Origin of the sequence: Geothrix sp. 21YS21S-2 (assembly GCF_030846775.1) — a bacterium.
GTDB lineage: Bacteria > Acidobacteriota > Holophagae > Holophagales > Holophagaceae > Mesoterricola.
The window spans coordinates 816,888-840,568 of the sequence record NZ_CP132910.1 but is presented as its reverse complement, the minus strand read 5'-3'; the positions used below and the strand labels follow the sequence as shown (position 1 = coordinate 840,568).

Genomic DNA, 23,681 nt, shown 5'->3' with positions numbered 1-23,681 from the left:
TTGGCGTAACGTTTCGGCAAATCGTTTCAGGTGATGCCGGCGCTGCGCACCCGGCGGGTCCTGTGGCCCGTATTTCCGGACGGAAGTGCAGCCGGGCCGGAGCCCTGGGGGCGGCCAACCTGCTCCGCGAGGGCCTTGAGGACACGCTCAATGTCATCCGTCCCCACGGAAATGATCTCCCAGGCCGCCATGGCGTAGACTTCGCAGTCCAGGGCCTCGTTCCGCGCGTCCTCGGTGACTTTCTTGTAGGAGCGCCTGGTCGCGCCATTGCGGGTCTGGTACACGACCTTTTCAGCTGTGATCTGGTCGAAATAGTCGTCCAGGAGGTTGTCCGGCCAATGGACGAACCCGGGCCCGGGGCCCTGGACGCGCAGGCATGCGAAGAACGTGTCCTTGAGGGCGATCGTATCCAGACGCCACAGCTTGGTCTTCTTGTTGGAACGCATGACGGGCTTCTGCAGGGCGGTGCTCGCCCCCTGGATGGCGAAAATGCGTCGGTTGCTCCGTGGGCTGCAGAAGGCCTTGACCTGTTTGGAGTAGTGGCCTCCCGAGTCCAGGCAGGCGCTGGTGATGCGCATGGGGTATCCGGACACGTGGCGGAACTCTCCTGAGAGGACCTGATCCACATCGGCCCAAAATGTCTCCATGGCGGGGTTGCCCAGGACCATGCCGCGCTTGATGAGCCAGGATTCCCCACCGTGGCCCCAGCCCCGGACGATGTACTCCCAGCGGTCGTCCTGCATGTCGCCGCCCAGGGTGAGATAGGCCACGCCAATGGGGACCTCGGCGGCGTAGTGCTCCCGGCGCGCCTTGAGGCCCTGGACCTGGAGACCTTCCCCGTCCCGGGGGTCCCAGGGCTCGCCCAGGGAGGTGTTCACCCACACCATGAGGGACATCGGGCCGCCGGCCTTGGCCTCGAGGAAGGCCTTGGCCACATCCCCGAAGGTTCGCCAGGGGCTGTAGAGCTCGTTCAGGTTGAACCCGGCGTGCCCCTTCACCTCGGGGCGGCCGGCGATCCATTCCCCGGCTTCCAACATCTTGTGCTTGTGGGCGTCGGTGATCACGCCGCCGCACCGGTCGCAGACGTAATAGGCCTTCTCGGGCTCCTCGGGTTCGTGGGGCCAGATCACCCGGTAGGTTCCATCGGGATCCTTCCAGCGGAAGGTGATCCGTTCCCCGCAATGGGGGCAGGGCATGAAGTACCGGCGCTGGTCCGACTGCTCCCAGCTCTTGAAGATGCGGGAGACCCCCTTGATGCCGGGCGTGCTCACCCAAACGTGCTTTCGACGGCCCACGTACGTGGTGGTCCGCTTCTTGGCGAGGTCTAGGATGTCGCCCTCGGTGCCGGCCGAGGCCTCCATTCGGTCAATTTCATCCCCGAAAACGTACTGGATCGGCTGGGAGGCCAGGCCGCTGGGGGCGTTGGACCCGACGATGAAGAGCAGGCCTTCCGGGAACTGCTTCTCCAGGATCGTGTTTCCGGTGTCCCGGCTCTTCGGATCCGCCACCTTCCCCTTTAGGCGCGGAGTGTCCCGGAGCATGGGGGCGAGGCGGGTCTTGCTCCACTTCTCCGCGGCCTTCTCGGTCGGAGCCACCCACAGGGCCGGCCCGGGGTAGAGGTCGATGATCCAGCCCAGGCCGTTGTGGCAGATCTCGTTCTTGCCCACCTGGGCCGAGCTCATGATGGTGACCGTCTCGATCAGGGGATCCGAGATGGCATTCATCGGGCCCCGCTGGTAGGGCGCACGCGCTGAGTTGAACCGGCCGGGCTCTGCGCAGTTCTCCGCGCTCATCTGGCGGTAGGTGTCGGCCCATTCCGTCACGCTCATCCGGGGCGGGGGGGACCAGGCGCGGCGCGCGCGGCGAAGCACGGTACGGGCCCGGTCCAGGTGCTCGGAGGTGGCCAGCTTCACCAGGTTCATGCGGTCGCGGCCTCATCCTCGCCGCGCTCCAGCTCCGCCATGGCCGCGAAGATCCCCTCATCGATCAAGGCCTTGCGCTCCTGAACGGTCATTCCGTCCATGAGCTGGACGGCGACCCGGGGGCTGATGGATCGGAGCTTGGCCTTGGCGATGGCGATGTGTTCGGACCAGATCACCTCGACTGCGGCCGCCTCCAACAACCCTCCCTTCATCGTTTCCGCTTTCATTTCCGCAATTTCCGCATCCGCTGCCGCCTTGCGCGCCTCGGAAATGAAAATGTCGGGAACTCCAACCGCGTCCGTCTTTTTGAGGCCGACCAAACGCATCCGGCGATCAAACCACCACGGCTCCACTTCGTCCCAAACGTAATACATCCCGCGGCCTTCACCGTGGCAGGGGATCTTCTCGTCCTTGAGATTTCGAACCGTTCGATCTTCGACCCGCAGAAGCTTGGCCAACTCCTTTTGGGACAGCCGGGCAAGGTCCATTAGGCACCCCCGGACCCCACGAGGAAGCGGAAATGACTTCCGCGGCCTGGCGCTAGAAATCCAGCGAGGTTTGCGCGAGCACCCTCGTCGCCCCCCCCCGGAAGGACCCGAGCGGGCAATGGCTGCCCATCTCGCGGTGCAAGGGCAATGGATGGAATGGGTTGCTTTCCATTCTTCATCTGGCTGTCCTCATGGCCTCGTCCCATGCTTCCCTGAAGCGGGAGGCGATCCGAGCATCCACCGTGTTGGTGATGGTGGGCACGAACTGTAGCTTGATGGGCACGGTGACCTTGGACTTGAGCGTGTAGAGCTTGATGCGGCGTTGATCCTTGTATGCCACCTTCCTGTTCTTGAGCGCCTTCTGGGTGCGCATCCTTGGGCCCATGCCTGTGGCCACGTTGTCCAGGGAGAGCGCCTTCATGCTGCCCAGCGTGAATCCCTTGTGCCCCGTCTTCCCTGTGTTCTGCATCACCAGCGTCGCGCCATCAGATCGGCGCTTGATCATGTAGGTGCCCAGGTTGCCTTCCATTCGGCCATGGGGATCCCGGGTGAACTTCAGTTTGCTGGGCCTCAAGGGATCTTCCTTGGGCACGATGCCGTTCTTCCACACCTTGGGGTTCGGGATCCAGACGAACTGCCTGCCACCCATAGGCTCGTGGATCCCCGCTTCCTCGAACTTGTTGAGGTAGTCGGCCTCGGGTGCGACCTGGATAATGACGGACCATCGCGTCTTGGAGGCGCGATCAGACTTCATGATCTTGATGCCGCGCATATTCCAGGATTCGCGCCGGATATTGAACTGGCCCTTGATCCGGCCGCGCTCGGCCTCCTGGCCATCGTTTGCCGCCCTGTTCAGTGCGAGGGAGAAGGCATATGGAAACTGGCTATCCTCAACTTTCGTCAAGGCATGGAAGGCCGGATCAACCGTGACCCGATAGGAAACCAGCGTTCCTTCACCCGCCATAGATCACTTCCCCCCGGGCCGAGCCACATCGCGAACGAGTTGGATGAGCTGGCCCATCTGCTCGGTCATGGTCTCGATCCGGGTTCCGAGCCGTTGCTCGATCTGCTCAAGGGCCTTCTCCAGGCTCTGGCGGTCCGGGCGCTCCGAGATCTTCCCCTCCAGTGCACGGACATCCTGGTTGTGGGCCTCGCGCACGACCGAGATTTCATCTCGGGTGAATGCCTCGAGGCGATTCACTCCGCCCCATATCTGCTGGTGCTTGAGATCGTGCTCCTTCCGATCCTCTTCTCTCTGGGCCTGGTGGTCCTTGTCCTGGGCGGCGAGCATCTTGGAGACGCCCCAAACGATGCCAACGGTCTGCACGAGAAGGAATCCAATGATCTGGATCCACTGGAAGGTCGTGATCATCAAAAACTCCAGCTCAATCGGCCGAGGGCCTCGAGGGTGTATTGCCCGGGGTTAAGCTGGCGGCGAACCACGTCGATTCCGACCCTCATCGGGCCGAAGTCCCTGGAAACGCCTGCACCAGCGGTTGAATTGCTTCCGTAGATTGCGGTCACCCCCCACTTTCGCTCCCTGGGCTGGGCGGCGAGGGCGGCGCGCAGCTCGCGCACCTCCCCCTGGAGCTCTCCCACCTGCACCTTGAGGTCGCCGGCCTGCGCCTGGCGCTCCAGGTTCGCCTGCACCAGGTGCAGGTTCTGGGCTTTCGTATCGGCGAGGTCCGTCTTCAGGGCATCGATCAGGCGGTCTTTGGCCGCGTCCAGGGCAGCGTGCTCCACCGGGTCCTGCAGTGGTGGGCCGGCCTGCTGCCCTGGCCCGGAGGCTCCCCCGGGGCTGGCCAAGTGGTTCACGGCACCCTGGGCCTGATCGACCTGGGCGTCATCGTCGTGGATCACGGGATCAAGATCATGGGTGGCCGCCTCGTGGCCCTGGGCCGCGCCCTCATGCTGCGCGGAGGAGGAGCCGGCGGCGTTCCCCGCCACGTGGTGCTGGTCCGCCTGCTGTTCATGATTGGCCAGGTCCCGCCGGCGCGCGCAGCTCTGCGCGCTGAATCCGATCGCCAGGCAGATCAGGGCCAGGGCGCCCACGGCGATCAGGCGGACCCTTATTGGAATCCCGTTCAGGGCCATGGCCTACTTCCCTTCGGGCCGCTTGTCGAGGCCGGCCGCCGCGATGATTGCGGCCAGGTCGTCCACGTGGAGGCAGTCGCACATGCAGGCGCCTTCGTTGGGGGCCTGAATGGTGGCGATGTTGCCGTTGCAGTAGTCGTTGCCGGGGACGGCGCTGTGGAGGACACCGAAGGCCTCCACCTTCCCGGTGCTGAAGTTCAGCTTCACCAGCTTGTCGCCGTTATGGGCCTCACGGCCGTTGCGGTAATGCATGGGTCTACTCCTTGGGCGGCAGGGCCGCGGTGGTGGGAATGGGTTCGGGCTCTTTCTTGAAATAGGCCACACCCGCGAGCCCGGCCACGGAGGTGGAGAGGCCCAGCAGGGCCGTCACGAGGTTGCCGTCAACCTTCTGGAACATCAGGGCCTGATACCACACCGCGAGGCTCATGAGCGTCAGGGAGAAGCAGAGGGTCACCGCCCCCAGAATCGCAATCGCCACTTTGGCCCTCTCCGGATGGTCCGACCGGAGGATGCTCCTCAACAGGCCAATAGGGATGGTCGTAGGGTCGATCGTCGTAGGGGTCGCTTGCGTCCACGGCCATTGCCACATCAGGCTCCCTCCTCGGCGTCCTTCACCTCGATCCAGACCTCGCGGCCCTCGGCCAGGGCCTTCTGGACCTTGGCGAACAGGGCTGTGATGGCTGGGGTGGAGGTGCCGGCGGCGATCGTGCCTTGGGCGGTGAGTTTCTGGCCCACCAGAATGCAGCCGTGTGTGTCCTCCGCTGTGTTGCCCCCATGGATGAGGATGCCGACGAACCAGAGCACATCCAGGAGCCGCATCATCAGCTTTCCGAACCGTGCGCTGAGGTTGATGATCACCTTGTAGGTGCCGGCCGGGATGGCGGTCTCACCTGGGATCTTGCCCTCGCCCTTGGGGCCCAGCTTGCGAACCAGGTCCTCCACGGTGTGGCATTCCCACACGCCGTCGACATAGAGATCCCCCGGCGTGTTTTTGCCGATGGGGCGCCTACGCTGGACCATGAGTCGGAGGGGGGCTTTGTCCATATCCCCAGAGTCGCTTTCAAAAACTCCTGGGTTTGGCGAAACAATTCGCCAAATCTATAACGCATAAACATTGAAATTAAAGAATATTATGTTTGGATGAATTCGATTGGTTTCACCAAGCCCATACACTAAAACGTTTGCGTTCGGCGAAAGGTTTCGGAAAGTGATGGGATTTTGCGGATCAACCCTTCTGTTCCGAATTTGATTTCTCGGAGGGAGGCCCGTTCGATAAACGCTTTGATTTTTATGGCTCTTTCCCAAAGGCGAAAAAAAGGGGACGGCTCCCCCTTGACTCCCCAATATCTTGGGGTGATTCTGACTCGTCGGCACGATCTCTTGTGCCTGACGCAACTGGGGGACCCAGACTAGGCACAGATCATTGAGCACAAAAAAAGCGCCCCTGTTTCCAGAGACGCTTAAGTGGGCACTAACCAAACTGCTACCACCCTTGCCCACGGGGCGGTGTTTTGTTCGAAAGAGTTGCTGCCTGACAACCGCAATTCTACCGATTGAGACGCCGGGCGCAAGTGGCAGTTTACATTTCCCGGAGTTTTCATGAAGCACATCCCTAACCTCAAGACTTACGAAGGGGGGTCGGGCACCGCCTACTCTCTCTTCCTGTTCCCGCCCGGGGTCATCCTCCCCGATTACCCCGGGATCTTCGTCGTCACCTGCACGTGGTGGCATACCGGGGCTCCGGGTGAGCTTCTGGTCTCCCAGGTGAACATGGTGGGCCAGTCGTGGTGCCTTAGCCAAGTCATCCCCTGCTACAAGTCCAGCTGCCTTTGGATCCCTCCGAATGCTCTTTGGGAGATCGCCTTCCTGGAGATTGATCAGGTGGCCGAACGGGAGAAGTATTCAGCCGATTTGCAGGCGGGACTTGCTTCGGTTTGCATTCGGGCGGCCTGACATGCCGAGGTAACACAAGCGGGGGGTCCATGGGCCCCCCGATTCCTATTGCCGCCGATATTCTCTTGTGGTCCAACGGGCGCCACATTTCAGGCACTTGTACCTTCGCCACCAGTACTTGGTAGTGGCTCTTGAGTCATAGCACTTGCCCGTACCGCCACAAAGACAGGTATGAATTGTTTCCTTTGTATGATCGTTCAAGGCTTCTCCAAACAACTACTTGACGTGGTGTTAGGGATTGATTACTGTAGAGGTCCAGCACAACCCCTTGATGTCGAACCTGGTAGCAAGCTCCGCAACGAGCGGCTCGAGCGCGATAACAAAGGACCACCATGAGTTACGTAGTGCTGTTCGCAGCCCTGATCCTGGCTGCTATCCCCCAGGTCATGGCCTGGCTTCATGCCCGTGAAGTCCGTCTCACCATCGAAGCCGCAATGAGAAAACGGCGGTGATCCTGGACATCAGCCAGCGGCTTCGTCCGCCATCTCCCACAGGGTTTTCGGGCCGAGGGGGTGGGAGTCCACGCGGGGCCTTGAGGGGACGGACCAGGACCGGCCTGGCGTCTGATAGAGTTCCCGCCACCCGGTGGCGCGGAGGCTGGCTCCGCCTTCCTGGGGCAGGGTGTAGGTGATGAGGCGGGTGTAGCCCAGGTTCTTGGCGACCCGCCATGCAGCTGCGTAGAGGAAACTGCACCCGTTCTTGACGCCGTCAGTGCAGCACCGGAGGACTTCCAGGGTGAACCCGTCATCGGCATGACGCGCCACGGGACGGCCCACCATCACCACGCCCCGGAGAACCTCGTCTTCCATCGCTGCGATGCCAAACTTCCAGCCGACCGGAGGGTTGTGGTGCCGGTGGTGCAGGCCGACGAACTTGGCGGCGTCCTGGAAGTCGATGGGGGCGAGGGTCAGCAAGGTGGAAGGCTCCGGAGGATGGACAGGATCAGCCGTTCCAATTTCCGGTTCTGACCCTGATGGTTGTTGGGTTTAATGGTTCCGATCCTGCGGCAGGAGCGGACGCTTGTTGGGCCTCGCGGGGGCGCGGGGGGCTGTGACCTTCGCGTTGGAGATGATCCAGAAAGCCAGGGGAGTCAGGGGAAGGTAGAGGAAGCGGAGGGTCCGCTTCGGGGAATCGGGCTGCACCTCGGCAAGCTCGGGTTGGGTGGGGTGGGTTTGCATGGTGGCTCCGGGTTAGGCCTGGTGGCGTTCGAGTTTCTTGGCCAGGCGGTCCAACTTGAATCGGATCCGCTCTTCGACCTGGGCCAGCCCGTACAGGTGGGCCATCTGGCGCATCATGATCGTCACGTCCGCGATCTCATCGACCACGGCCTCCGTGGTCAGGCGCCCCTGGACCTTCAGGGCGGCGAGGGCGACGAACTCCCCGCACTCGCCGAAGGCCATCTGTTCTTGTTCGTGCTGGCCCCAGGTCTTGAGGGCCTTGTGAAGGATGGCGTCGGCGTCCCGGTGCCAGATTGGATGGAGGGCTTGCATGGTGTCCTTTCAGAAGGAGGGGACGTTGTGGTCGAGGTTGGCCCCGAGGGTGACGTTGCACCCGAGGCGGTAGACGATGACCTGGAGAATGCCGTCCGCGGAGACGACGCCGCGTTCCAGGTCATCCACGCAGGCTTTCAGCAAGGTGAGGACGGCGTCCCTCTGTTTAAGGGCTTTGAGCTTCGCCTCCAGTTCGACGATTTCGGGGTTCGGGGTTCGGGGTGGGGTACGCATTGGGGTTCCTTTCAGAGGAAGTAGAGGAGGCGGGGGAGGAGGTCCTCCAGGGAGATCCAGAGGATCCGGAGGGGGCCGGCGTGGCGGCGGCGGTCCCAGAACCTGACCCGGCGCTCCCGGGAGGTTCGGCGGGCGAAGGGGCTGTTGCGGCGGTCGGGCATGGCGTGCTCCATCAGCTTGGAGACTGGGTTTCGAGGGTCCGCTCCTGAATATCCGCGGACGCTTCCCGCGGCCTGTAGGCCAGGATCTCGGCGTCGTGGATCTGGACCCCGGGCCAGGGGTTGAAGTCCCCGCCCGTGATGAGCATGGGGACGTCCTGGGTCTCGGGGTCCTCCCCGGGGGGGAGGGTGACCGTGACCCGGATGGTCAGGTCGAAGGTGTTGGGGGGGAGGTTGCTCATGGGGACCTTTCATGTGGGGAGGTCGAACAGGGACTGGAGGCTGGGGTCTGGGTCGCGCCGGCGGCGCGGGGGTGGTTTCCCGGGCGCCGCCTCCTTGGGGCGCGCTCCGGAGGTGAGCGGTGTGGTAGTGGCCCTCGGCGCCCTCAACCCGTCCAGGGCGTCCAGGGCGGCCGTGAACTCGGCCCAGGTCTGGTGGAGGTCCTGGGCCACCTTCTGGGTGCCCTTGACCGCCACCCGGTCAAACCCGTCCGGGACCGGGCGCTCCTGGGAGGTGCGCCAGGTGTGCTGGATCGTCCAGTCCCGATACGGGGTCTCACGGTAGGGCTGGAAGTTCACGGGCGCCCCGCGGGGTCGGGGTAGCCGTTGTGCTCCACCCCATCCAGGAGGCGGCCGGCCCGGGTCTTGCCCAACTTCCGCATGGCCGTGAACGGGGGGTACCGGGAGAGCATGAGGTCCCCGCTGTTTCGCAGGTGCTCGCCGGCTGCGTCCAGGAGGATGTCGCCCTTGGACATCCAGGTCGGGCCCTTGGCCCACCAGTGGTCCGCGTTCTCGAAGACCCTGAACACGGGCTCCCCGGTGGACATGTGCTGCGCGCTAGCACCCCATTCCCCCCACTGCTTGAACAGGAAGGGCACGCCCGCTTCCTGGCACTGGTCCCGCAGGCCCCGGGCCCAGTTGGGGTGCATGGGCCGGGCGCCAGGGCCGGACTCGCCCCCGCAGATGACCCAGTGGATCAGGGAACGGGCCTGGGTGAACCCCAACCACTGCTCCATGAGCCGGAGCTCAAGGGGGCCGAGGAGGGGCTCACAACTGAGGAACCGGACCGCGGCCGGGGTCCTGATCAGCTCCCAGATCCTCGGCTCCACCATCTCCTGGTTCTCGACCGTGGTCCCCAGCCAGACGTTGGCCGGAGGGATCCCGTTCAGCCAGTTCCGGAGCCAGTCGCTCATCCCGGATGAGGGGGTCGCCCCTTCGGCCCGCTTCAGGAGGCCCACGATCGCCTCGGGGCGCTTCGTGAGGATCAGCCAGTCGAGGTGGGGGGTCAGGCGAATCACCTCCAGGGCCTGCAGGCGGGCCTGGTCTAGGTCCCTCCGGTCCTCGAAGAAGTCGCTCATGCTGTTCGTGAAGACCCGGAAGCGCCGGCCAAGGGCCACGGCCTGGCGCTCGTATTTCATGGCCTCCCTGGTGGCGGCCTCCACCCGGACCAGGCGGGGGGCCGCCGGGCCCCAGTGGGAGGAAAGGGCCTTCTCGCCCTGGAACCGGTCCCTGGGGGCCAGGTGCGGGTGGAAGTGCGCATCCTGGCGTTCGGCGTAGCAGTTCAGGCAGGCCGGGCTCACCTTCGTGCAGCCCCACCAGAAGTTCACGGTGTGGTCGCACCACTCGATCTTGGTGTTTTCAGCCATTGGCCACCTCCGAGGGAGAGGGGGCGATTAGTTCCACGGCGGCCGCGACCAGGTAGAGGATCCCCGTGGACTCCAGATCGGGGCTCTCGCCGATCATCTGGTAGGTGGCGGCGATGATGTTGAGACCCCGGTCCTTGGACACGGCGGTGATGACCTCGCCGTATTCGGCCATGATTTCCCGATACGAGTCGCCCAGGATCAGGCGCGCGCTATCCCGCTTATCCAGCAGGGCCTGGGATACCTGCAGCGCCTCATGCATGGGGCACCTCGACCTTCGGGTTCAGAACCTTGTGGATCTGGTGCCAGGTCGGGAACGTGGCTCCGGGCTCAATGCTGGCAATGGACCACCATTGGAAGAACCGTCGGGAGATTTCAACGTGCTCCAGCTGGCGCCCCCCGGCCCGGGCGGATTCCAAGATCCCTTCGACGTAGGCCCCGGTCTTCATCTCGGCCAGGTCCTCCTTCAGCTTCCGGTTCTCCTCCAGAGCGATCTGGAGGCTGGCCCCCTGGTCTACCAGGCGGTCTTCCGCTGCGACCGCCTTGCCGTACCAGAGGTCCCGGTCCTTGTAAGCTTCGTCCCGCTCGAAGTTGGCCCGCATCTCGGAGAGCGTGTGGCGGACGAACTCCGATGCCCTGCGCTGGTTCAGAGGGACCTGATCCCGAAGGCGGTCGTTGATTACCTTGAGTGCCTTCGCGTAATCCGAGAAGGTGACCGTAACCTTGACGGAATCTGGTCCGGTGTGGGCGATGGGCCCGGTGGGCTCCTCCCAAGGGCCGGGCTCCACGGGCCCACGGGAAAATCCGAACCACCTCGCGATGGTCTTAAACATGTTCGACCTCCTGGGTCTTGGGCTTCCGGCCGGGCTTGCCGAGGGGGAAGCGGTTCGCCGGGGATTCCGGCATGTCGGGGAGCGCCAGACCATAGGTCCGGCAGGTTTTCTGGATCAGGTAGCGGTGCTGCTGGACCCGCTGGCGCTTCTTGAGGAACTCTTCGAGGGTTCGGCACGTCTGGGCCTCGGCGAATGCCACCCAGGCCTTGGCCACGCGCTCCTCAACCAGGGCCCGGGGTGATTGGTTGGTGTGGCGCTCCCTCTTCAGGGGCGGGAGGATCGCCGGGCGGCGCGCCGGCGGCGTAGCTGCCGGGGTGGGCCGGGCCTGAACCGGGGCCGGAGCCGGGGTAGCGCGGTCCGGAACGGGCGCCGGAGCCGGGGTAGGCTGGGCCGGGCGCCCCCCGGGGACCGGGACATCCCGCCATCGGACGGCCTCCTGCTGCTCCAGCATCGTCAGGCCGCACTCCAGGGTCTCCTTGTGCTGGGCCCAGATGGTGATGGCCGGGATGTCCAGGTTGTCCGGGCGGATCGCCTTGTGCTCTGCAATGAGCTGCTTGGACCGCGCGATCGCGGCCTGCAGGTTCTCCAGCGGGACCATGGGAACCGTGGGTGGGGCGGGTTTGGTGGGGTCGATCTTTGCCATTACGGCCTCGGGACGTTGAAGAGGAGGTGGGCGATGAGGAAGAGGGCTGCGAGAGTGGCCATGAGCCATACCTCCCGCCGGCGGAGCTCGGGGGGATGAGGCGGGAGGGTCAAGGGACCAACCTCAAGCGCTTGCTTTTCATGAGCCAGAGCCAGGTGTTGTAGACCGCCTCGAAGAACAGGGCCTCTGCCTCCGCGCGGGTGAGATTCCCGGCCCGGCCGTCGATCAGGTCATGGCAGTTCCCGCAGAGCGCAGCTGGGATGTCGTGGGCCTTGAGCCCGGATCCCTTGCCGTGGCGGAGGCTGTTCGAATGGCACGGGACCACCTGGCCCTCCTGCTTGACCTGGCAGGCGCGGTTCATACAGCAGGGGGCGAACCGGATGACGTCCAGGAGGGCAGGGTTCCGGTAGGCGTTCTGCTTGGGGTAGGGGTTCCCGCTCACGGCAGGCCTCCCTTGGGGACCTTCAGGGCCGCGGTGCGCTCGGCCACGATCTGCTCGATCCGGCGCACGGTCACATCGAACCGGGTGGCCAGCTCCTGGTGGTTCCGCCCGGTGAAGGCCTCCCAGATCTGCTCGGGGTCGGCCTTGACGTTCCGGCCCTTCGGGAAGTAGACCCGCTGCCCGCCGTATTCCGCCCAGATGCTATCGACGGAGAGGGTCGCCAGGGATTCGGCCATGGCCGCCGCGATCCCCTTGCTGATCATGGTCTTCACGATCCGGGCCTTGAATTCCCGGCGCCTTGCGATGGTCTCGATCATGCTTTTCCTCCAAGGCCAAGGGCCGCGGTGAGTGCCATGAATTTGGCGACGGGGGCCTGCAGGGCGGCGGGCATGGCCGCCATGCGTTTCTGGACGTCCTGGCCCAGGGCCGAGGGGTCCGGATGGTGGTCCTGGAGGATCTTCAGGAGCGTCCGGCGCGCGCCCTTCTCGGTGAGGCCGGCCTCTTCCTCCCCGGCGCCGCCCCGGGCGGCGGCCCACTGTCGCTCCACCCGGATCCAGTCCGCCCAGGCTGTCTGCGCCTCCAGGTCGTCACGGAGTTCCGGCGGGAGTTTCCCCCATCGGGGATCGGTCCACGCTCCAGGGGCCCCTTTCCCGGCCACGGCGACCGCTTCCTCAAGGAGCGCCTTCCCCTCGGATGCCAGTTCGGAGCCGTGGGTCAGGAGGAGGCCCGGGGGGTTCCGCCCACCAGGCTTCGTGGAGATCTTGTAGACCGCGCATTGGAGCCCGACGCGGCCCAGCTTCTCCAGGAGCTGCTGGGGGTATTGACCGGAGACTCCCAGCTCCTTCAAGCGCTTCTCAAGGAAGGGGGGAAGGGCGGCGGCAGCGGCGGCATCTCTTGGTCTGGGGGCGGGGGCCGGGGGCTCCGACGCGCCGGTTGATGCTTCTGCTTCTGCTCTTGTTCCTGCTCCTGCTTCTGCTCTTGCTCTTGCTCTTGCTCTTGGCATCGAAGGGGGTTCGGATCCAGGTTTTCCGTCCTCGGCTACCCCCTTCGAAGGGGCTTCCTGGTTTTCCGAATCTTGGTTTCCGGTCGGCGTGAATGCCTTCAGAGGGTCTTCCTGCTCGGGCTCATCCATGGACGGAACCCCCTTCAGAGGGGATTGCTTCCGCTTCCGGATGGCCCTCTGAACCCCCTTCGAAGGGGATTCGAGAACGGCTCCAGCCAGGAATGCCTCATCCAGGTTCCACGGCGCACCATAGACAGAGAGCCATCCCTCGAAATGGGGAGAACCGCTGTAGTTCGTGGCCTCCTTCAAGATGGCTGGCCAGCGCTTGTCCTTCTGCTGGATCTTCTCCCCGACCTGGTAGAACCCCATATTCCTGACCCAGACCGTCTCGCTCTTGCGGTCGTAGGCCGCGAACCCCAGGCCGTTCAGGTGCTCAAGCAGGAGGAGGGCCATGTCCTCCGGGGTGTTGGCCTCATGCGCCAGGGTGGGCAGGGGGAGATAGTAAAGGCCGATCATGTTGCTGCCCGGAGCGGTCAGCAGGTAGGCCCCGATCAACTGTGCCTGGGCCCCGAGCGCCCGGATTTTTCGTCCGGTGTCACCCGTCCAGAAGGAGGGCAGGATCACGCCATAGTCACGCATTGCGCACCTCGTATGCTTGCAGCGCCCCGGGAAGGGGCTCATTGATGAACGTCTCGGCCTCGTCGCGAGCATCCTGCTCGACCTCGGGCACCATGCCGGGCGCCAGGATCCGGATCAGGAACCGGCGGGCCTGGAGGGCGTAGAGCGCCACCTCGTCCCGGCGCTGCTCGGCCGTCAGGCCTTCGTCGCAGTCCGTGAGGATGATGGAGGTTCGCTCCTCTCCGTCAGCGTGCACCTGGATCTGGCGGAATTCGCCCCACTCCAGCCACTTCTTGTTGTCCTCCAGGATCAGGCCGAGCCCGATCCGCCGGCGCGAGAACTTCTGCCCGGCCCGGGGCCCCTTGCGGTAGGTGCAGATCTCGGACTTGGGGGGCTTGAGGTTGTCGGTGATGACCTCCTTGCACCCGCCCACGAAGTTGTCCTGGTCCTGCTCCACCTGGGCGGCGGTCCAGACGATCACATCCACCCGGCGCCGGCCCGTTGGGGCCGGGATGGGGCAGCTCACCAGGGAGTTCCGGATCAGGACCCACCAGCGCTCCTTGAGCTCGGCCAGGAGGCGGAAGTGCATCCGCTTGGTGATGTTCAGACCCGGGGGCACGGCCGGGACGGTGATGATGAAGGGCTTGGCCGTCATGCGATCCGCTCCTTCAGCCCGAAGAGCTCGGGGCGGGGCCCGGCCACGGCCAGGACGAGGGCCTTGGCCAAGGGTGGCGGAACGGCGTTGCCGATCATCTTTACCTGGTCACGCTTTGTGAGCGGGGCCCCGCCTGCCATGACCCACCGGTACCATTCGGGGAACCCCATGGCCGCGGCGAGCTCCTTGGGCTCCAGCATCCGCATTCCAATGTCGGTGATGATGTAGGTCTCGCCGTCGATCTCCACGGTCACCAAGCCGTGGCGGGCCAGGGTGGTGATGGTGTGCAGGGGCTGGCCCGGGTCCTGGGCGGTGGTGCCCTGGCCGTAGTAGTGGGAGATGAAGGCGGCCACCAGGGCATGGCGGGCCTTGGTCGTGGCCGTGCTGATCGGTTCGTCGGCCCCGCGGGAGGCACTGGCCCCAGTGCTCTGCTGGTCGATGCTCATCATGTGGGCGGCGACCAGGCCGTGCTTGATGCCGCCGGCCACCACGGTTCCCAGGGGCTGTTCAATATCCAGGGCCCTCGGCGCCTGGCCGTCGCGCTCGCCGTAGCACATTTGAACCAGGGAGGCGGCCACCAGGGCGTTGTGGTCCGTGGCGGTGACCGTGGGCATGGGCTGCTCGACGCTGGACCCCACCACCCCTGTGTAGTGCTTGGCCAGGAAGGCGGCGACCACGGCCGCATGCCCCCCGCCGGCGGAGATGGTCCGGACGGGCTCCTCCACGCTCCCGGAGCTGCCCTTGATCTGCTCCGGGGAGGTTCCCCGCAGGCTCACCATGGAGGCCGCCACAAGGGCTGTATCCGCCTTCGTGGTGGCGGTGTGCATCGGCTCGTCCGCGCCCCGGGGACCGGACTGCCCGGCCCGGCCGCCCACGCCCACCAGGGAGGGGACCACCAGGGCCTTCTCCCCGCGGTTCGCCCCGGTGATGGTCTTGAAGGGCTCGTCCAGGTCCTCCAGCCGCCCCCCGTGGGTGAGGTTCACCAGGAACGGGCGCCGCGCTTCCACGACGTAGCGGACCACGCCGGCGGCGATCCGGCGGAGGGTGGCCTCGGCCAGGGGCTTCTTCCTGTCGAAGATGCTGGGGCAGGGGATGCTCCAGTCGATGCACTCCGCGGCGGTGCGCCAGGGCGGCAGGGCAGCGTCGAAGAGCCCCGCGGGCTTCCGGGGGTCCCGGTGGGAGGGCTCCGGCCAGTGGATCCCCTTGCCGTCCTTCACGGCCTGGAGGAAGAACCGCCGGCGGGTGGTGGGGGCCCCGAAGTCGGCGGCGCACAGGACGCGCCAGTCCACCTCATAGCCCAGGGACCGGAGATCGGCGACCCAGGCCTGAAAGGCCTCGCCCTTGCGGGACTGGATGGGCTGGCCATCTTCGTTGAGGGGTCCCCATTCCTCGAATTCGGGAACGTTCTCGATGAGAAGGACATCCACCTGGGCGACCCGCAGCCACCGGTCCGTGACCTCCCAGGCGTGGGAGCGCTGCTGGTCCTCCCGAGGCTTCCCGCCCCGGGCCCGGCTGTGGTGCACGCAGCTGGGGGAGGCCCAGAGGAGCTGGATCCGGGTCAGACCATAGGTGGCGGCGGAAACCTGGGTGATGTCCTCCTGGTGCACCAGGACGTTCGGGAGGTTGATCCCATGGGCCTGGACCGCCAGGTCCCAGTGGTTCACAGCGTGGCTGATCAGGGTGGCGTCCTCGAGGCCGAGCTCTCGGAGAGCGGCGTGCTTCCCCAGGGATTCGCCCCCGGCGCCACAGAAGAGGGAGACGGTGGTGGCGGTCATGCGGACACCTTCCTGTCCCTGGGAGCCCGGATCTTGACGAACCAGCGGTCTCGCGGCGGCCGAATGCAATCGTCGAGGTAGAGCACTCGGTTGAGGCCCGATGCGACCGGATCGGCCTTCCAAAGACGGCTCATCGCTTCGGGGGGCATGCCTTCCCAAAGGCCAACGCAGCGGAGGGTCAGGGAATAGAGGACGGACTCTCGTTCTTTCGGGGTCATCGGGATCATCACTTGGCCTTTCCGAACTTGGCCTGGAGCCACGCCTGGCCCTTGCCGGTCACCCGGGCATGGCGGTAGGTCTTTGGCTCTCCGGACGGACTGTTTTCCCGGATCCCCTCCCTGACCTCGAAATACCCGCGGTCGATGAACTCCTGGTAGGGCAGGTTCTCGCGGCTTCCATGGCTGAGCAGGATCCCCTTATCCTTCAGGAGCGCGAAAAATCTGATGGACCCATAGCCCAGCAACTGGGCCACCTCGGAAATGGAGATCGCGGAACTCGCCGAGATGGAAACTGCGTCATGGAATGCGGCCTTGGGCCCCATGGTTTGGATCGTGGCCGCCTGGTCCCGGGCCTTGACCTCCAGGGCTTCCTTCTTCTCCAGGGTCTCGGCATACGCCCTTAGGGCTTCTGGGAGGGTCTGGGGCATGCGCATGGCCTGCGCGTGATTCCGGAGTTCATAGAAGGCCTTGACGAGCCGCATCTTGAATTTCCGGACGATCTCCGAGTTCCGCATGTAGGTCATGAGGAGCGTCGCCTGCTGTTCGTTCAGGAGGGCAAATTCAACATCACCTCCGCCGTGCTGCCCCGATGGTCTTGGTTGGATTTCAAATCCGACCAAGCCAAATTCTTCGAGGTCTGCCCGATAGGTCCTGACGAGTTTGATGACGCTGGCGTGATCGTTCTCGGTCCCCTGGGCGATTGCCAGGGAGGAGGTCCGGGGCTCCCCGCCGGAGGCCAGGGTCACCAGGGCGCCGGGATCCGGTGTGGCGGCTCCGGGCGCAGAGGGAGTCTCCTCCAGGACCCAGGCCCGGGGCTGCGATCCATGGAGGGAAACCCTGTGGGCGAATCCCTGGATCCAAGAGAGGAACCCGGCCTTGTTGGGGAGGTAAGAGTGGGACGCCAGGCGGGCCAGGTCCTTCAAGTTGATGATCGTGAGGGGGATGCCGGGGCCGCCCAACTGGGGGACGGTGCACAGCAGGCTCTCCGGGCACAGGGCTTCGATCGCCTCCATGGGGCGGTCGAAGTTCAGGATGGTTGCCGCATCGGGCGCCACGATCCAGGGCTGATCGCTCCGGTAAATGCCGCGGATGGGGCGGAGGTTGAATTCCTCCTGGTGGATGGGGTTGGTCATCGTTCTACCTCCGGGCGGATGCCGAGGATTTCCAGGACGCGGGCCACGCCCTGGTTGTCGAGGAGCTGCTGGGCCTTTGCCACGGCCTGGGAGACCACGGCCGCGGTGAGATTGGGGGCGTAGCGCTGGGACCAGAGGGCGGCCTCGAGGGAATCGGCCATCTCCACCAGGTCACGCACCTGGGGGGTCACCTCGACGTAGGGGTCCACGCCGCCCCAGAATTCCATCCGGGTTTCCTGGTCGATATCCATGTGCTTGGATTCGAAGATCTTCATCCGGCTGGGGTAGGGAATGTCGCCGAACACCGTCTCGTGGGCGTCGTGGACCAGCGCGAGTTGCATGAGGTCGCACCGGTCCTGGGCGGAGAGGTTGTAAGGCTCGGCCAGGATGAGGGCCAGGGCGATCATGGAGGCGGTGTGGGCCGCCACGGTCTGCTCGTGGTCCACCCGGCGGGTGTGCCACCGCTTCACCTGCTGGAGGTCCATGGCGGTCTGGGCGCTGAGGATCCGCATCAGAACCCCCCGTGGAACACGCGCACCACGCATGCCCGCATGGCGGCGATGACCGCGGCGGCGCTCGCCACCAGAAGGAGGGAGAGCCACCCGCAGCCATCCCTGGGCCCCGGGCACCCCTTCTCCGGGTCTTCCTCATCGTAGGGATCCTGGGCGCCGGCCTCTTCGAGGCGCGTCACGGCCAGGGATGGAACGGTCCACCGCCGGCCTCGGGCCTGGATCTTGCCCTCGATCTCCAACTGGTGGAGGTGGGCCCGGGTCTCTCGGGTCGGGAGGCCGGTGGCGATGCACACCTCCATGGTGTTAGGGGTTCCCAGGCGCTGGACGGCATCCAGGACCCGGGCCTCGCGTAGCTGGTGGACGGAATTCATTCGAGTTCCTCGGGGAAAAGGGGAGTGGTGATGCCGATCTGGAGCGCCCGGGGATCCTTGGGGTCCAGCGATTTCAGGTAGGCGACCCGCCGGGGCCAGCACGTGGAGCCGAATCCGCGGGCCCGGGCCTCGGGGGTCTTCAAGCGCCGCTGGCACATCCGGCAGCGCGGGAAATCTGGGGAGGGGTCATCCATCGTGGTCTCGGCCAGCCTGAAATCGCCGGGGCCTGGGCCCCGGCGCAGGCCCCGGCTTACGCGATGACGGGGATCTCCAGGGCGAAGCCCTCCATGGCCTCGCGGATGGTCTTCATGGCGTCCACCTTCCAGCGGCCGCCGTCCGCCTCGATGAGCATGAGGGCGGGGCCGCTGTCGGTGATCCGGGCGCGGAACACGAACTCGGAGACCGGCTGGGCCACCTCGGGGAAGGTCCGGAAGGGCGCCAGGGCTACCCGCGGCTTGATGGTCACCTGGGCCTTGTGGCTGAGACCGGCCTTAACTGTGGCCTTCTGGGTGAACCCGTTGTCATCGCTCGTGCTTGTGGCTTCGTTGGTGAGGCTGGAGGCCAGGTTGATCACGTAGTCTTTGTCCGGGGTTTCGGCGAAGAGGGATGCCACCGCGATCGCGAAGGTCTCCTGGTCGAGCCACTGCCCGAACTTGAACTTGTCGAACGTGACAGGCTGCGCACGGATGAGGACCAGGCGCCGGCCGTACTCGTCCGTTTCCTTGGCCTTGAGAGCAACCGTGGTTTCCGACTCCACGTGGATGAGGTATTCGAAGGGGAAATCCTCGTTCTCCAGGTTGGCTCGGATGAGGTCCGCGAACCCGGCGAGGGTGTTCACGCTCACCAGCTTCGGTTCGGGCGGGGGGGCGGCCAGGACCTGGTGGAGCGGCTCGAAAGAGAAGACGGCCTGGGTGCCGTGCACGTCCGTAAGGTCGTAGGTCTTCGGGGTGGAGATGTCCAGGATCTTCTGGATGGTCTCGGAGGTGACGTCGTTGAACATGCTGGGTTCCTTGGGTTAGGCGCGCTTGGCGGGGAGTTCGGAGACGTTCGGGAGGGGCTCGTCGGGCTCGAAGAGAGGGGGGTGCGACTCCACCTCGAAGAGGCCCAGGGCCTTGGAAGCCGGGTCGAAGGCGATGTAGGCGGAGGTCTTCCCGGCGTCCGGGCCGGGGACGCTGGACTTCACCTCGTAGGTGATCCGCGCCATGCCGCGCTTCTCGTCCGGCTCGATGAGGACGTTGATGGTCAGCTTGCGCTTGGCCTCGGCGGAGGTGTTGGGGTCCTGGATGTTCGCGCAGATCTTGCGGAACTCCAGCGTTGCGCACTCCATGAGGGCGCCACCTGCCAGGTTGGCCAGGGTGATTTCAGTGGGGGGTGCCATTCGGCCTCCGTGAGGGTTGGGTGGTGGCGGGCGCACGGGCCCTGCCGTGATGGGGGAGAGGGAGGCAGGCCCTAGGCCCGGCCCTCCCGCGACTGCTGGAAGAGCTGGGTCTTGGCGGCCATGACGCCCTGCATCCGGATCACGAACAGGACGCGCAGAACCTCCTGGACCTCGTGGGCCAGGTATTCCAGGACCTTGGCGTCGGGCGCCTCCTGCATGTCCAGCCTTCCGCCGGCCTGGAGGAGTTTGACCACCATGCGCTGGCGGGTGACATGCCAGGGTTCGCCCGCAGGGATGGCCCTTGACAAGGGGGAGGCGAGACGGGATGCTTGGTTCATCGATTCTCCTTTCGAGAGGGAAATCCGGGGGCCGTTGCAGCGGCCCCTTTTTCGTTCATGCGGGAACGTCCTGGTTCACGGGCGGCAACATCTGGGCGAACCACTTCGCCACCTCGTTCGCGACGAACAGATAGGTGATCTCGCCCTGGGGGTTCCTCTTGAGGCGGTTCTCGTAGCACGGGAACTTCTTCGTGGCGATCCAGTCGTAGACCTGCCCGTAGTAGACCTTCATCCCGTAGGTATTTCGGATCCACCGGAGCAGGCCGGCCATGGTCATGTATGGGAGGACCACCGACCCTTCGGCCTTCGGGGGGAGGAGGGGCACGTCCTTCCTTGCAGGCCTTCGGCTGGTCTCGCCGGATGGGGGCGCGTTGAATCCAGCGAGCTCCTCAACCGAGACACCGAGAGCCCCTGCGAGCGCGTCCATGTCGGTCACGGGCTTCCGGTTCGCTTCCCAATGGGAGACAAGGAAGCCGGTAACACCAAGCTTCCTGCCAAGCTCGTTTTGGCTCATGTGGGCCTTGAGGCGCGCGATGCGGATGAGCTGGCCGGTGGTTGCCATTTAGCCCTCCAGCCCGGGGAGCGGGGGCTGGATCTGCCCGTTCTCGGGGAAAAGACCGGGCAGGGCGCGCTTCGCGGCCTCGTAGGCCCGGGGGTTGGAAGTGACCTTGGAGATGGCGTTGAGGAGGGCTGTCGCCTCCTTGGCGCTCGCGGAGCCCAAGGGAGAGGTCTGCCGCTTCTCAATGCGCTCCAGGGCCGGGATGACCTTGTTTTTCTCCATCTCGTAGACGGCCTTGGCGCAGCGTCGGCCCTGCTCGATCTTCTCCGCCAGGGGCTGCTCCCAGTCGGCGTGCTCGCCCAGCTGCGCGACCACTGCGGATGCGATCTCGATCGCGGTGGGCACCCCGGCCCGGGCCTGGACGCTGTAGGCTCCAGTCTTCCGGATGGAGGGGAGGACTTCGCCGGCCACCCACTTCTGCATGGGCAGGGCCGCGGGCTTGTCCGAGCGGTTGAGGAAGAAGAAGAGGCCGGCCTCGGTGAGGGTGACCATGTCCTGGTCACCGGAGGGGGTAGGTATCCGATACCGACCCCTCCATTCCGCCGGAACGTGGTCCACAGTCTTCGTCAGGTTCGTTATGGTGGACCGGGAATACCCGAGGGCGTCCGCGACATCCTTTGCCACCCACTGGGGTTCGTTGTCCACGAGGACCACCCTGATGGGCTTGACCCCGAAGGAGAAAGAGTTGAGACTGTGCATGCCGTATTACCTTTCTGGCCCTGTCCAGGCCGATGGCAGACCCCGTTCGCACCGGGGTCTTTTTTGTAGGTTCAGGCTTATTTTTCCTACTGAACGAACAGAAAATGTGTGTTTGTGCAGCAAAAACGAAGCCCGGGTATTGACTCGGGGACTTGACGTGCTATTTTTAGGGTGAAAGTGTTCGGGGTGTCCTCAGTTACGGTCTTGGCGGGTTCTTGATGAATCTCTCGTATTCGTTTCTCCGCTTGTTTCGTAAGGCCCTGGAGGTTGGACAGAAAGAATGGTAAGTCCACATTCTGTCCTCGTCAATGAGGATTTTTCGTGGACTTCGTTTTTCTCGTTTCCATGGATGGAGCAGATATGGACAGCGTCGGTTCAAGGATTAAATCTGCCCGGGAGGCAAAGGGGTGGACCCAGGCAGACCTCGCGGCATCACTGGGCATGGGGGATCGGTCCATGGTCTCTCGCTGGGAAACCGACGAAGCGATCCCGCGCGGGAGCACTCGACTAAAGATTGCCAATGCCCTTGATGTTGAAAACGAATGGATCCGAACCGGGACAGGTCCAAGGGAAGACAAGAGCGTTGAGGGTGTGGATTACTTAATGTTCGACACTCCTGAGGGGCAGGAGCTGACGCTGGAGGAGTATCTTGGCCCATCAGCCATAATTGCGGCCAAGTCCCTCAAGGAACGCGGAATCGATCTCGAACCAGACACGTTTGCTAGAGTCGCTTTAAGGATCACGCTTAAATGCATGAAAGAAAGAAGATCTCCGACAGAAGGTGACGTTGCAAAGGCCCTAATGCAGCTTTGGAAATAACCTAATGGGACGGCGACCGAAAGACCCCTGGTTCACCGATGATGGCAAACCCATCCTGCGGAACTGGCTCTACAAGAACTCACCTGAGGGTGATTTCCTTTACGACTTCCGGATCCGGGGCAAGCACTTCAAGGGATCGACCGGAGAGCGCAAGGAGGAGGTCGCGCGGGCCTGGATTGCGGACTTCCACAGGCGCATGAAGGACCTGGCCTTCGGCAAGGCTGAACCCTCGGCGCCAACGCTCGTCAAGCTCTGGGAAGCGTGGGACGAACGGAAGGCCTCCAGCGTGAGTGCCTCGCATCGACGGTGGATGAGAGGCGTCATCCACCAGCACACCTACGAATTCTTGAATTTGCCCGCGGACCAACTCACCACGGATGCTGTGGACGACCTGCGTGCTCGCTACCTGGCCAAGGAGGGGAAGGGGTTCAAGAAGAACGGGGCCAAGAAGCCGGATGACAAGGACCACGTGGTGCGCAGGCACTCCGAGGGGGGCTGGAACAAGGTGCTCACGCAACTCCGGGCCCTGGTGGGCTGGGGGGCGGAAACCGGACGGTTGAAGGCGGTGCCCTTCAAGGCTCGGAAACTACCTGTCAGCCAAACCTCCAAGGGGGTCCTGTGGCCGGAGCAGGTGCGGCCCTTCCTGGCGGCCGTGGACACCATTCGCAAGGAGCGGGAAAAGGATCTCTTCCCGCATGCGGGGATCGCCGCCCGGCTCATGCTGGGGCTGGGCCTGCGGGAGAACGAAGCGCTCCACGCCGAATGGGATCGCGTGGACTGGCGCCGTCAATTGTTCATCGTGGCGGAGTCAGCCTCCACAGGAAAGAAAGTGAAGGACCGGACCATCCGAGAGATCCCAATTCCATCCTGGCTCCTGACCTATCTTGCGCAATGGCATAACGATCAGAAGAAACCCTCCAGGGGCCTCCTGCTGATCGCTCGGAATGGGAAGGCCCATGGTGAGGGCTCGACGAAAAAGATGGTGCAGGTTGGAGCTCGAGCGCTCAAGATCGAGCGCCTTACGCCGCACGGACTGCGGCGCACGTTCGCCACCGGGCTCTGGGAGATCGGTACGCCGTTGGGCCAAATCGCCCAGATGATGGGCCACGAGGACCCCATGATCACCTTCAAGCGCTACATCATCGAGCGTCCCAAGGAGCAGGCCGAGGCCCTGGAAAAGCTCGGGAAACTCATGGACCTTGAGGAAACGGGACCAAGCGGGGCTGTCCGCGCGGGAAATTTGGCAACCAATCCCCAAACAGTCCCCACCGTGGGGACTGTGACGCCTAAGTAATTGGAAAAATAATGAGTAATCGAAGACCCTTCTGCTCATAACCGCTTGGTCCAGGGTTCGAATCCCTGTGGGGCCACCACCTAGATCCTCTCGACCACCAGGTTCCCATGCCCTCCCCTTCACGTGAGGGTGTAGGGGTCGGGGGAGTAGGGGTCCGGCGAGTAGGGTCCCTCATTGAAAGGTTCCGGCAGCGGCTGGATGGGATCGGACGATCGGGCCCACCAGAACGTGGGGGAGGGGTCGCGGTAGGCGGGGTGGATCCGGGCGTCTTGCATGGTGCACCTGCGGGTTGGGAGTCGGCAGCGGGTCCCTGGATGCGTTCACCCGGGGGTGGACCGCAAGGGACCTTTGCATAACGGATGCCACAACCGGCGAGGGCCGGATCAGGGCAGTTGGCTGGAGGGGGAGTC

36 protein-coding genes are annotated in these 23,681 nt (G+C 64.5%); 3 read left to right on the top strand and 33 right to left on the bottom strand.

Annotated features, from left to right (window positions below; translation table 11 throughout):
* Window positions 1-26: 26 nt before the first annotated feature.
* The 8 genes from RAH40_RS03795 to RAH40_RS03760 form a co-directional block, all read right to left on the bottom strand.
* The gene (locus RAH40_RS03795; RefSeq protein WP_306600750.1) at window positions 27-1,922 is read right to left on the bottom strand and encodes a phage terminase large subunit family protein; all 1,896 of its coding nucleotides are present in this window, start codon (window positions 1,920-1,922) and stop codon (window positions 27-29) included.
* On the bottom strand, window positions 1,919-2,410 hold the full coding sequence (locus RAH40_RS03790) for a hypothetical protein (RefSeq protein WP_306600749.1): 492 nt from the start codon (window positions 2,408-2,410) through the stop codon (window positions 1,919-1,921). Before RAH40_RS03790 ends, RAH40_RS03795 begins: the two co-directional genes overlap by 4 nt.
* 175 nt (window positions 2,411-2,585) lie before the next feature.
* Entirely contained in the window at window positions 2,586-3,374 is a 789-nt protein-coding gene (locus RAH40_RS03785; protein ID WP_306600748.1) for a hypothetical protein, read from the bottom strand.
* 3 nt (window positions 3,375-3,377) lie between these two features.
* The gene (locus RAH40_RS03780) at window positions 3,378-3,782 is read right to left on the bottom strand and encodes a hypothetical protein (RefSeq protein WP_306600747.1); all 405 of its coding nucleotides are present in this window, start codon (window positions 3,780-3,782) and stop codon (window positions 3,378-3,380) included.
* Window positions 3,782-4,504 (bottom strand): hypothetical protein, encoded by a 723-nt coding sequence (locus RAH40_RS03775; RefSeq protein ID WP_306600746.1) that lies wholly within the window; start codon window positions 4,502-4,504, stop codon window positions 3,782-3,784. Before RAH40_RS03775 ends, RAH40_RS03780 begins: the two co-directional genes overlap by 1 nt.
* 3 nt (window positions 4,505-4,507) lie before the next feature.
* Entirely contained in the window at window positions 4,508-4,756 is a 249-nt protein-coding gene (locus tag RAH40_RS03770; RefSeq protein ID WP_306600745.1) for a hypothetical protein, read from the bottom strand.
* A gap of 4 nt (window positions 4,757-4,760) precedes the next feature.
* Entirely contained in the window at window positions 4,761-4,982 is a 222-nt protein-coding gene (locus RAH40_RS03765; RefSeq protein WP_306600744.1) for a hypothetical protein, read from the bottom strand.
* A 110-nt stretch (window positions 4,983-5,092) separates the two neighbouring features.
* The gene (locus RAH40_RS03760) at window positions 5,093-5,548 is read right to left on the bottom strand and encodes a DUF5675 family protein (RefSeq protein ID WP_306600743.1); all 456 of its coding nucleotides are present in this window, start codon (window positions 5,546-5,548) and stop codon (window positions 5,093-5,095) included.
* A 555-nt stretch (window positions 5,549-6,103) separates the two neighbouring features.
* Between RAH40_RS03760 and RAH40_RS03755 the strand changes: the two genes are divergently transcribed.
* On the top strand, window positions 6,104-6,457 hold the full coding sequence (locus RAH40_RS03755; protein ID WP_306600742.1) for a hypothetical protein: 354 nt from the start codon (window positions 6,104-6,106) through the stop codon (window positions 6,455-6,457).
* Between the two features lie 461 nt (window positions 6,458-6,918).
* Here RAH40_RS03755 and RAH40_RS03750 read toward each other — a convergent pair whose 3' ends face one another.
* The 24 genes from RAH40_RS03750 to RAH40_RS03635 form a co-directional block, all read right to left on the bottom strand.
* A complete protein-coding gene (locus RAH40_RS03750) occupies window positions 6,919-7,371 on the bottom strand; it encodes an XF1762 family protein (protein ID WP_306600741.1) in 453 nt (150 codons plus the stop codon).
* A 72-nt stretch (window positions 7,372-7,443) separates the two neighbouring features.
* The gene (locus tag RAH40_RS03745; protein WP_306600740.1) at window positions 7,444-7,635 is read right to left on the bottom strand and encodes a hypothetical protein; all 192 of its coding nucleotides are present in this window, start codon (window positions 7,633-7,635) and stop codon (window positions 7,444-7,446) included.
* Window positions 7,636-7,647: 12 nt separating this feature from the next.
* Window positions 7,648-7,947, bottom strand: coding sequence for a hypothetical protein (locus RAH40_RS03740; RefSeq protein ID WP_306600739.1), 300 nt, complete (start codon window positions 7,945-7,947; stop codon window positions 7,648-7,650).
* 245 nt (window positions 7,948-8,192) lie between these two features.
* Window positions 8,193-8,342, bottom strand: coding sequence for a hypothetical protein (locus RAH40_RS03735; protein WP_306600738.1), 150 nt, complete (start codon window positions 8,340-8,342; stop codon window positions 8,193-8,195).
* A gap of 11 nt (window positions 8,343-8,353) precedes the next feature.
* Complete coding sequence (locus RAH40_RS03730) at window positions 8,354-8,581, bottom strand: hypothetical protein (RefSeq protein ID WP_306600737.1); 228 nt, start codon at window positions 8,579-8,581, stop codon at window positions 8,354-8,356.
* 9 nt (window positions 8,582-8,590) lie between these two features.
* Window positions 8,591-8,917, bottom strand: a complete 327-nt coding sequence (locus RAH40_RS03725) for a hypothetical protein (protein WP_306600736.1) — start codon at window positions 8,915-8,917, stop codon at window positions 8,591-8,593.
* Complete coding sequence (locus RAH40_RS03720; RefSeq protein WP_306600735.1) at window positions 8,914-9,984, bottom strand: DUF5131 family protein; 1,071 nt, start codon at window positions 9,982-9,984, stop codon at window positions 8,914-8,916. The genes RAH40_RS03725 and RAH40_RS03720 overlap by 4 nt, the downstream gene beginning before the upstream one ends.
* Window positions 9,977-10,243 (bottom strand): hypothetical protein, encoded by a 267-nt coding sequence (locus RAH40_RS03715; RefSeq protein ID WP_306600734.1) that lies wholly within the window; start codon window positions 10,241-10,243, stop codon window positions 9,977-9,979. Before RAH40_RS03715 ends, RAH40_RS03720 begins: the two co-directional genes overlap by 8 nt.
* Window positions 10,236-10,814, bottom strand: coding sequence for a hypothetical protein (locus RAH40_RS03710; protein WP_306600733.1), 579 nt, complete (start codon window positions 10,812-10,814; stop codon window positions 10,236-10,238). Before RAH40_RS03710 ends, RAH40_RS03715 begins: the two co-directional genes overlap by 8 nt.
* On the bottom strand, window positions 10,807-11,457 hold the full coding sequence (locus tag RAH40_RS03705) for a hypothetical protein (RefSeq protein WP_306600732.1): 651 nt from the start codon (window positions 11,455-11,457) through the stop codon (window positions 10,807-10,809). Before RAH40_RS03705 ends, RAH40_RS03710 begins: the two co-directional genes overlap by 8 nt.
* A gap of 109 nt (window positions 11,458-11,566) precedes the next feature.
* Window positions 11,567-11,899 carry a hypothetical protein gene (locus tag RAH40_RS03700; RefSeq protein ID WP_306600731.1) on the bottom strand — a complete coding sequence of 111 codons (333 nt, stop codon included), beginning with the start codon at window positions 11,897-11,899 and terminating at the stop codon, window positions 11,567-11,569.
* Window positions 11,896-12,216 carry a Mor transcription activator family protein gene (locus RAH40_RS03695; protein ID WP_306600730.1) on the bottom strand — a complete coding sequence of 107 codons (321 nt, stop codon included), beginning with the start codon at window positions 12,214-12,216 and terminating at the stop codon, window positions 11,896-11,898. The genes RAH40_RS03700 and RAH40_RS03695 overlap by 4 nt, the downstream gene beginning before the upstream one ends.
* A complete protein-coding gene (locus RAH40_RS03690; RefSeq protein ID WP_306600729.1) occupies window positions 12,213-13,541 on the bottom strand; it encodes a hypothetical protein in 1,329 nt (442 codons plus the stop codon). Before RAH40_RS03690 ends, RAH40_RS03695 begins: the two co-directional genes overlap by 4 nt.
* Window positions 13,534-14,175 (bottom strand): hypothetical protein, encoded by a 642-nt coding sequence (locus RAH40_RS03685; protein ID WP_306600728.1) that lies wholly within the window; start codon window positions 14,173-14,175, stop codon window positions 13,534-13,536. Before RAH40_RS03685 ends, RAH40_RS03690 begins: the two co-directional genes overlap by 8 nt.
* Window positions 14,172-15,950 (bottom strand): DNA cytosine methyltransferase, encoded by a 1,779-nt coding sequence (locus RAH40_RS03680; protein WP_306600727.1) that lies wholly within the window; start codon window positions 15,948-15,950, stop codon window positions 14,172-14,174. The genes RAH40_RS03685 and RAH40_RS03680 overlap by 4 nt, the downstream gene beginning before the upstream one ends.
* Window positions 15,951-16,176: 226 nt before the next feature.
* Window positions 16,177-17,301 carry a phage antirepressor KilAC domain-containing protein gene (locus tag RAH40_RS03675; RefSeq protein ID WP_306600726.1) on the bottom strand — a complete coding sequence of 375 codons (1,125 nt, stop codon included), beginning with the start codon at window positions 17,299-17,301 and terminating at the stop codon, window positions 16,177-16,179.
* Entirely contained in the window at window positions 17,298-17,813 is a 516-nt protein-coding gene (locus RAH40_RS03670; RefSeq protein WP_306600725.1) for a YfbR-like 5'-deoxynucleotidase, read from the bottom strand. The genes RAH40_RS03675 and RAH40_RS03670 overlap by 4 nt, the downstream gene beginning before the upstream one ends.
* A complete protein-coding gene (locus RAH40_RS03665; protein ID WP_306600724.1) occupies window positions 17,813-18,184 on the bottom strand; it encodes a hypothetical protein in 372 nt (123 codons plus the stop codon). The genes RAH40_RS03670 and RAH40_RS03665 overlap by 1 nt, the downstream gene beginning before the upstream one ends.
* Window positions 18,181-18,342, bottom strand: coding sequence for a DUF6011 domain-containing protein (locus RAH40_RS03660; RefSeq protein WP_373432564.1), 162 nt, complete (start codon window positions 18,340-18,342; stop codon window positions 18,181-18,183). The genes RAH40_RS03665 and RAH40_RS03660 overlap by 4 nt, the downstream gene beginning before the upstream one ends.
* A 92-nt stretch (window positions 18,343-18,434) precedes the next feature.
* Window positions 18,435-19,184, bottom strand: a complete 750-nt coding sequence (locus RAH40_RS03655; RefSeq protein WP_306600722.1) for a hypothetical protein — start codon at window positions 19,182-19,184, stop codon at window positions 18,435-18,437.
* A 15-nt stretch (window positions 19,185-19,199) separates the two neighbouring features.
* Complete coding sequence (locus tag RAH40_RS03650; protein ID WP_306600721.1) at window positions 19,200-19,562, bottom strand: hypothetical protein; 363 nt, start codon at window positions 19,560-19,562, stop codon at window positions 19,200-19,202.
* Window positions 19,563-19,633: 71 nt separating this feature from the next.
* Entirely contained in the window at window positions 19,634-19,900 is a 267-nt protein-coding gene (locus RAH40_RS03645) for a hypothetical protein (protein WP_306600720.1), read from the bottom strand.
* A gap of 55 nt (window positions 19,901-19,955) precedes the next feature.
* A complete protein-coding gene (locus RAH40_RS03640) occupies window positions 19,956-20,462 on the bottom strand; it encodes a helix-turn-helix domain-containing protein (RefSeq protein ID WP_306600719.1) in 507 nt (168 codons plus the stop codon).
* On the bottom strand, window positions 20,463-21,158 hold the full coding sequence (locus RAH40_RS03635) for a BRO family protein (RefSeq protein ID WP_306600718.1): 696 nt from the start codon (window positions 21,156-21,158) through the stop codon (window positions 20,463-20,465).
* A gap of 321 nt (window positions 21,159-21,479) precedes the next feature.
* On the opposite strand from RAH40_RS03635, the gene RAH40_RS03630 reads away from it, so the two are divergent.
* On the top strand, window positions 21,480-21,977 hold the full coding sequence (locus tag RAH40_RS03630; RefSeq protein WP_306600717.1) for a helix-turn-helix transcriptional regulator: 498 nt from the start codon (window positions 21,480-21,482) through the stop codon (window positions 21,975-21,977).
* Between the two features lie 4 nt (window positions 21,978-21,981).
* Window positions 21,982-23,271, top strand: coding sequence for a site-specific integrase (locus RAH40_RS03625; protein ID WP_306600716.1), 1,290 nt, complete (start codon window positions 21,982-21,984; stop codon window positions 23,269-23,271).
* 119 nt (window positions 23,272-23,390) lie between these two features.
* On the opposite strand, the gene RAH40_RS03620 is transcribed toward RAH40_RS03625, so the two are convergent.
* Complete coding sequence (locus tag RAH40_RS03620; RefSeq protein ID WP_306600715.1) at window positions 23,391-23,546, bottom strand: hypothetical protein; 156 nt, start codon at window positions 23,544-23,546, stop codon at window positions 23,391-23,393.
* Window positions 23,547-23,681 lie beyond the last annotated feature (135 nt).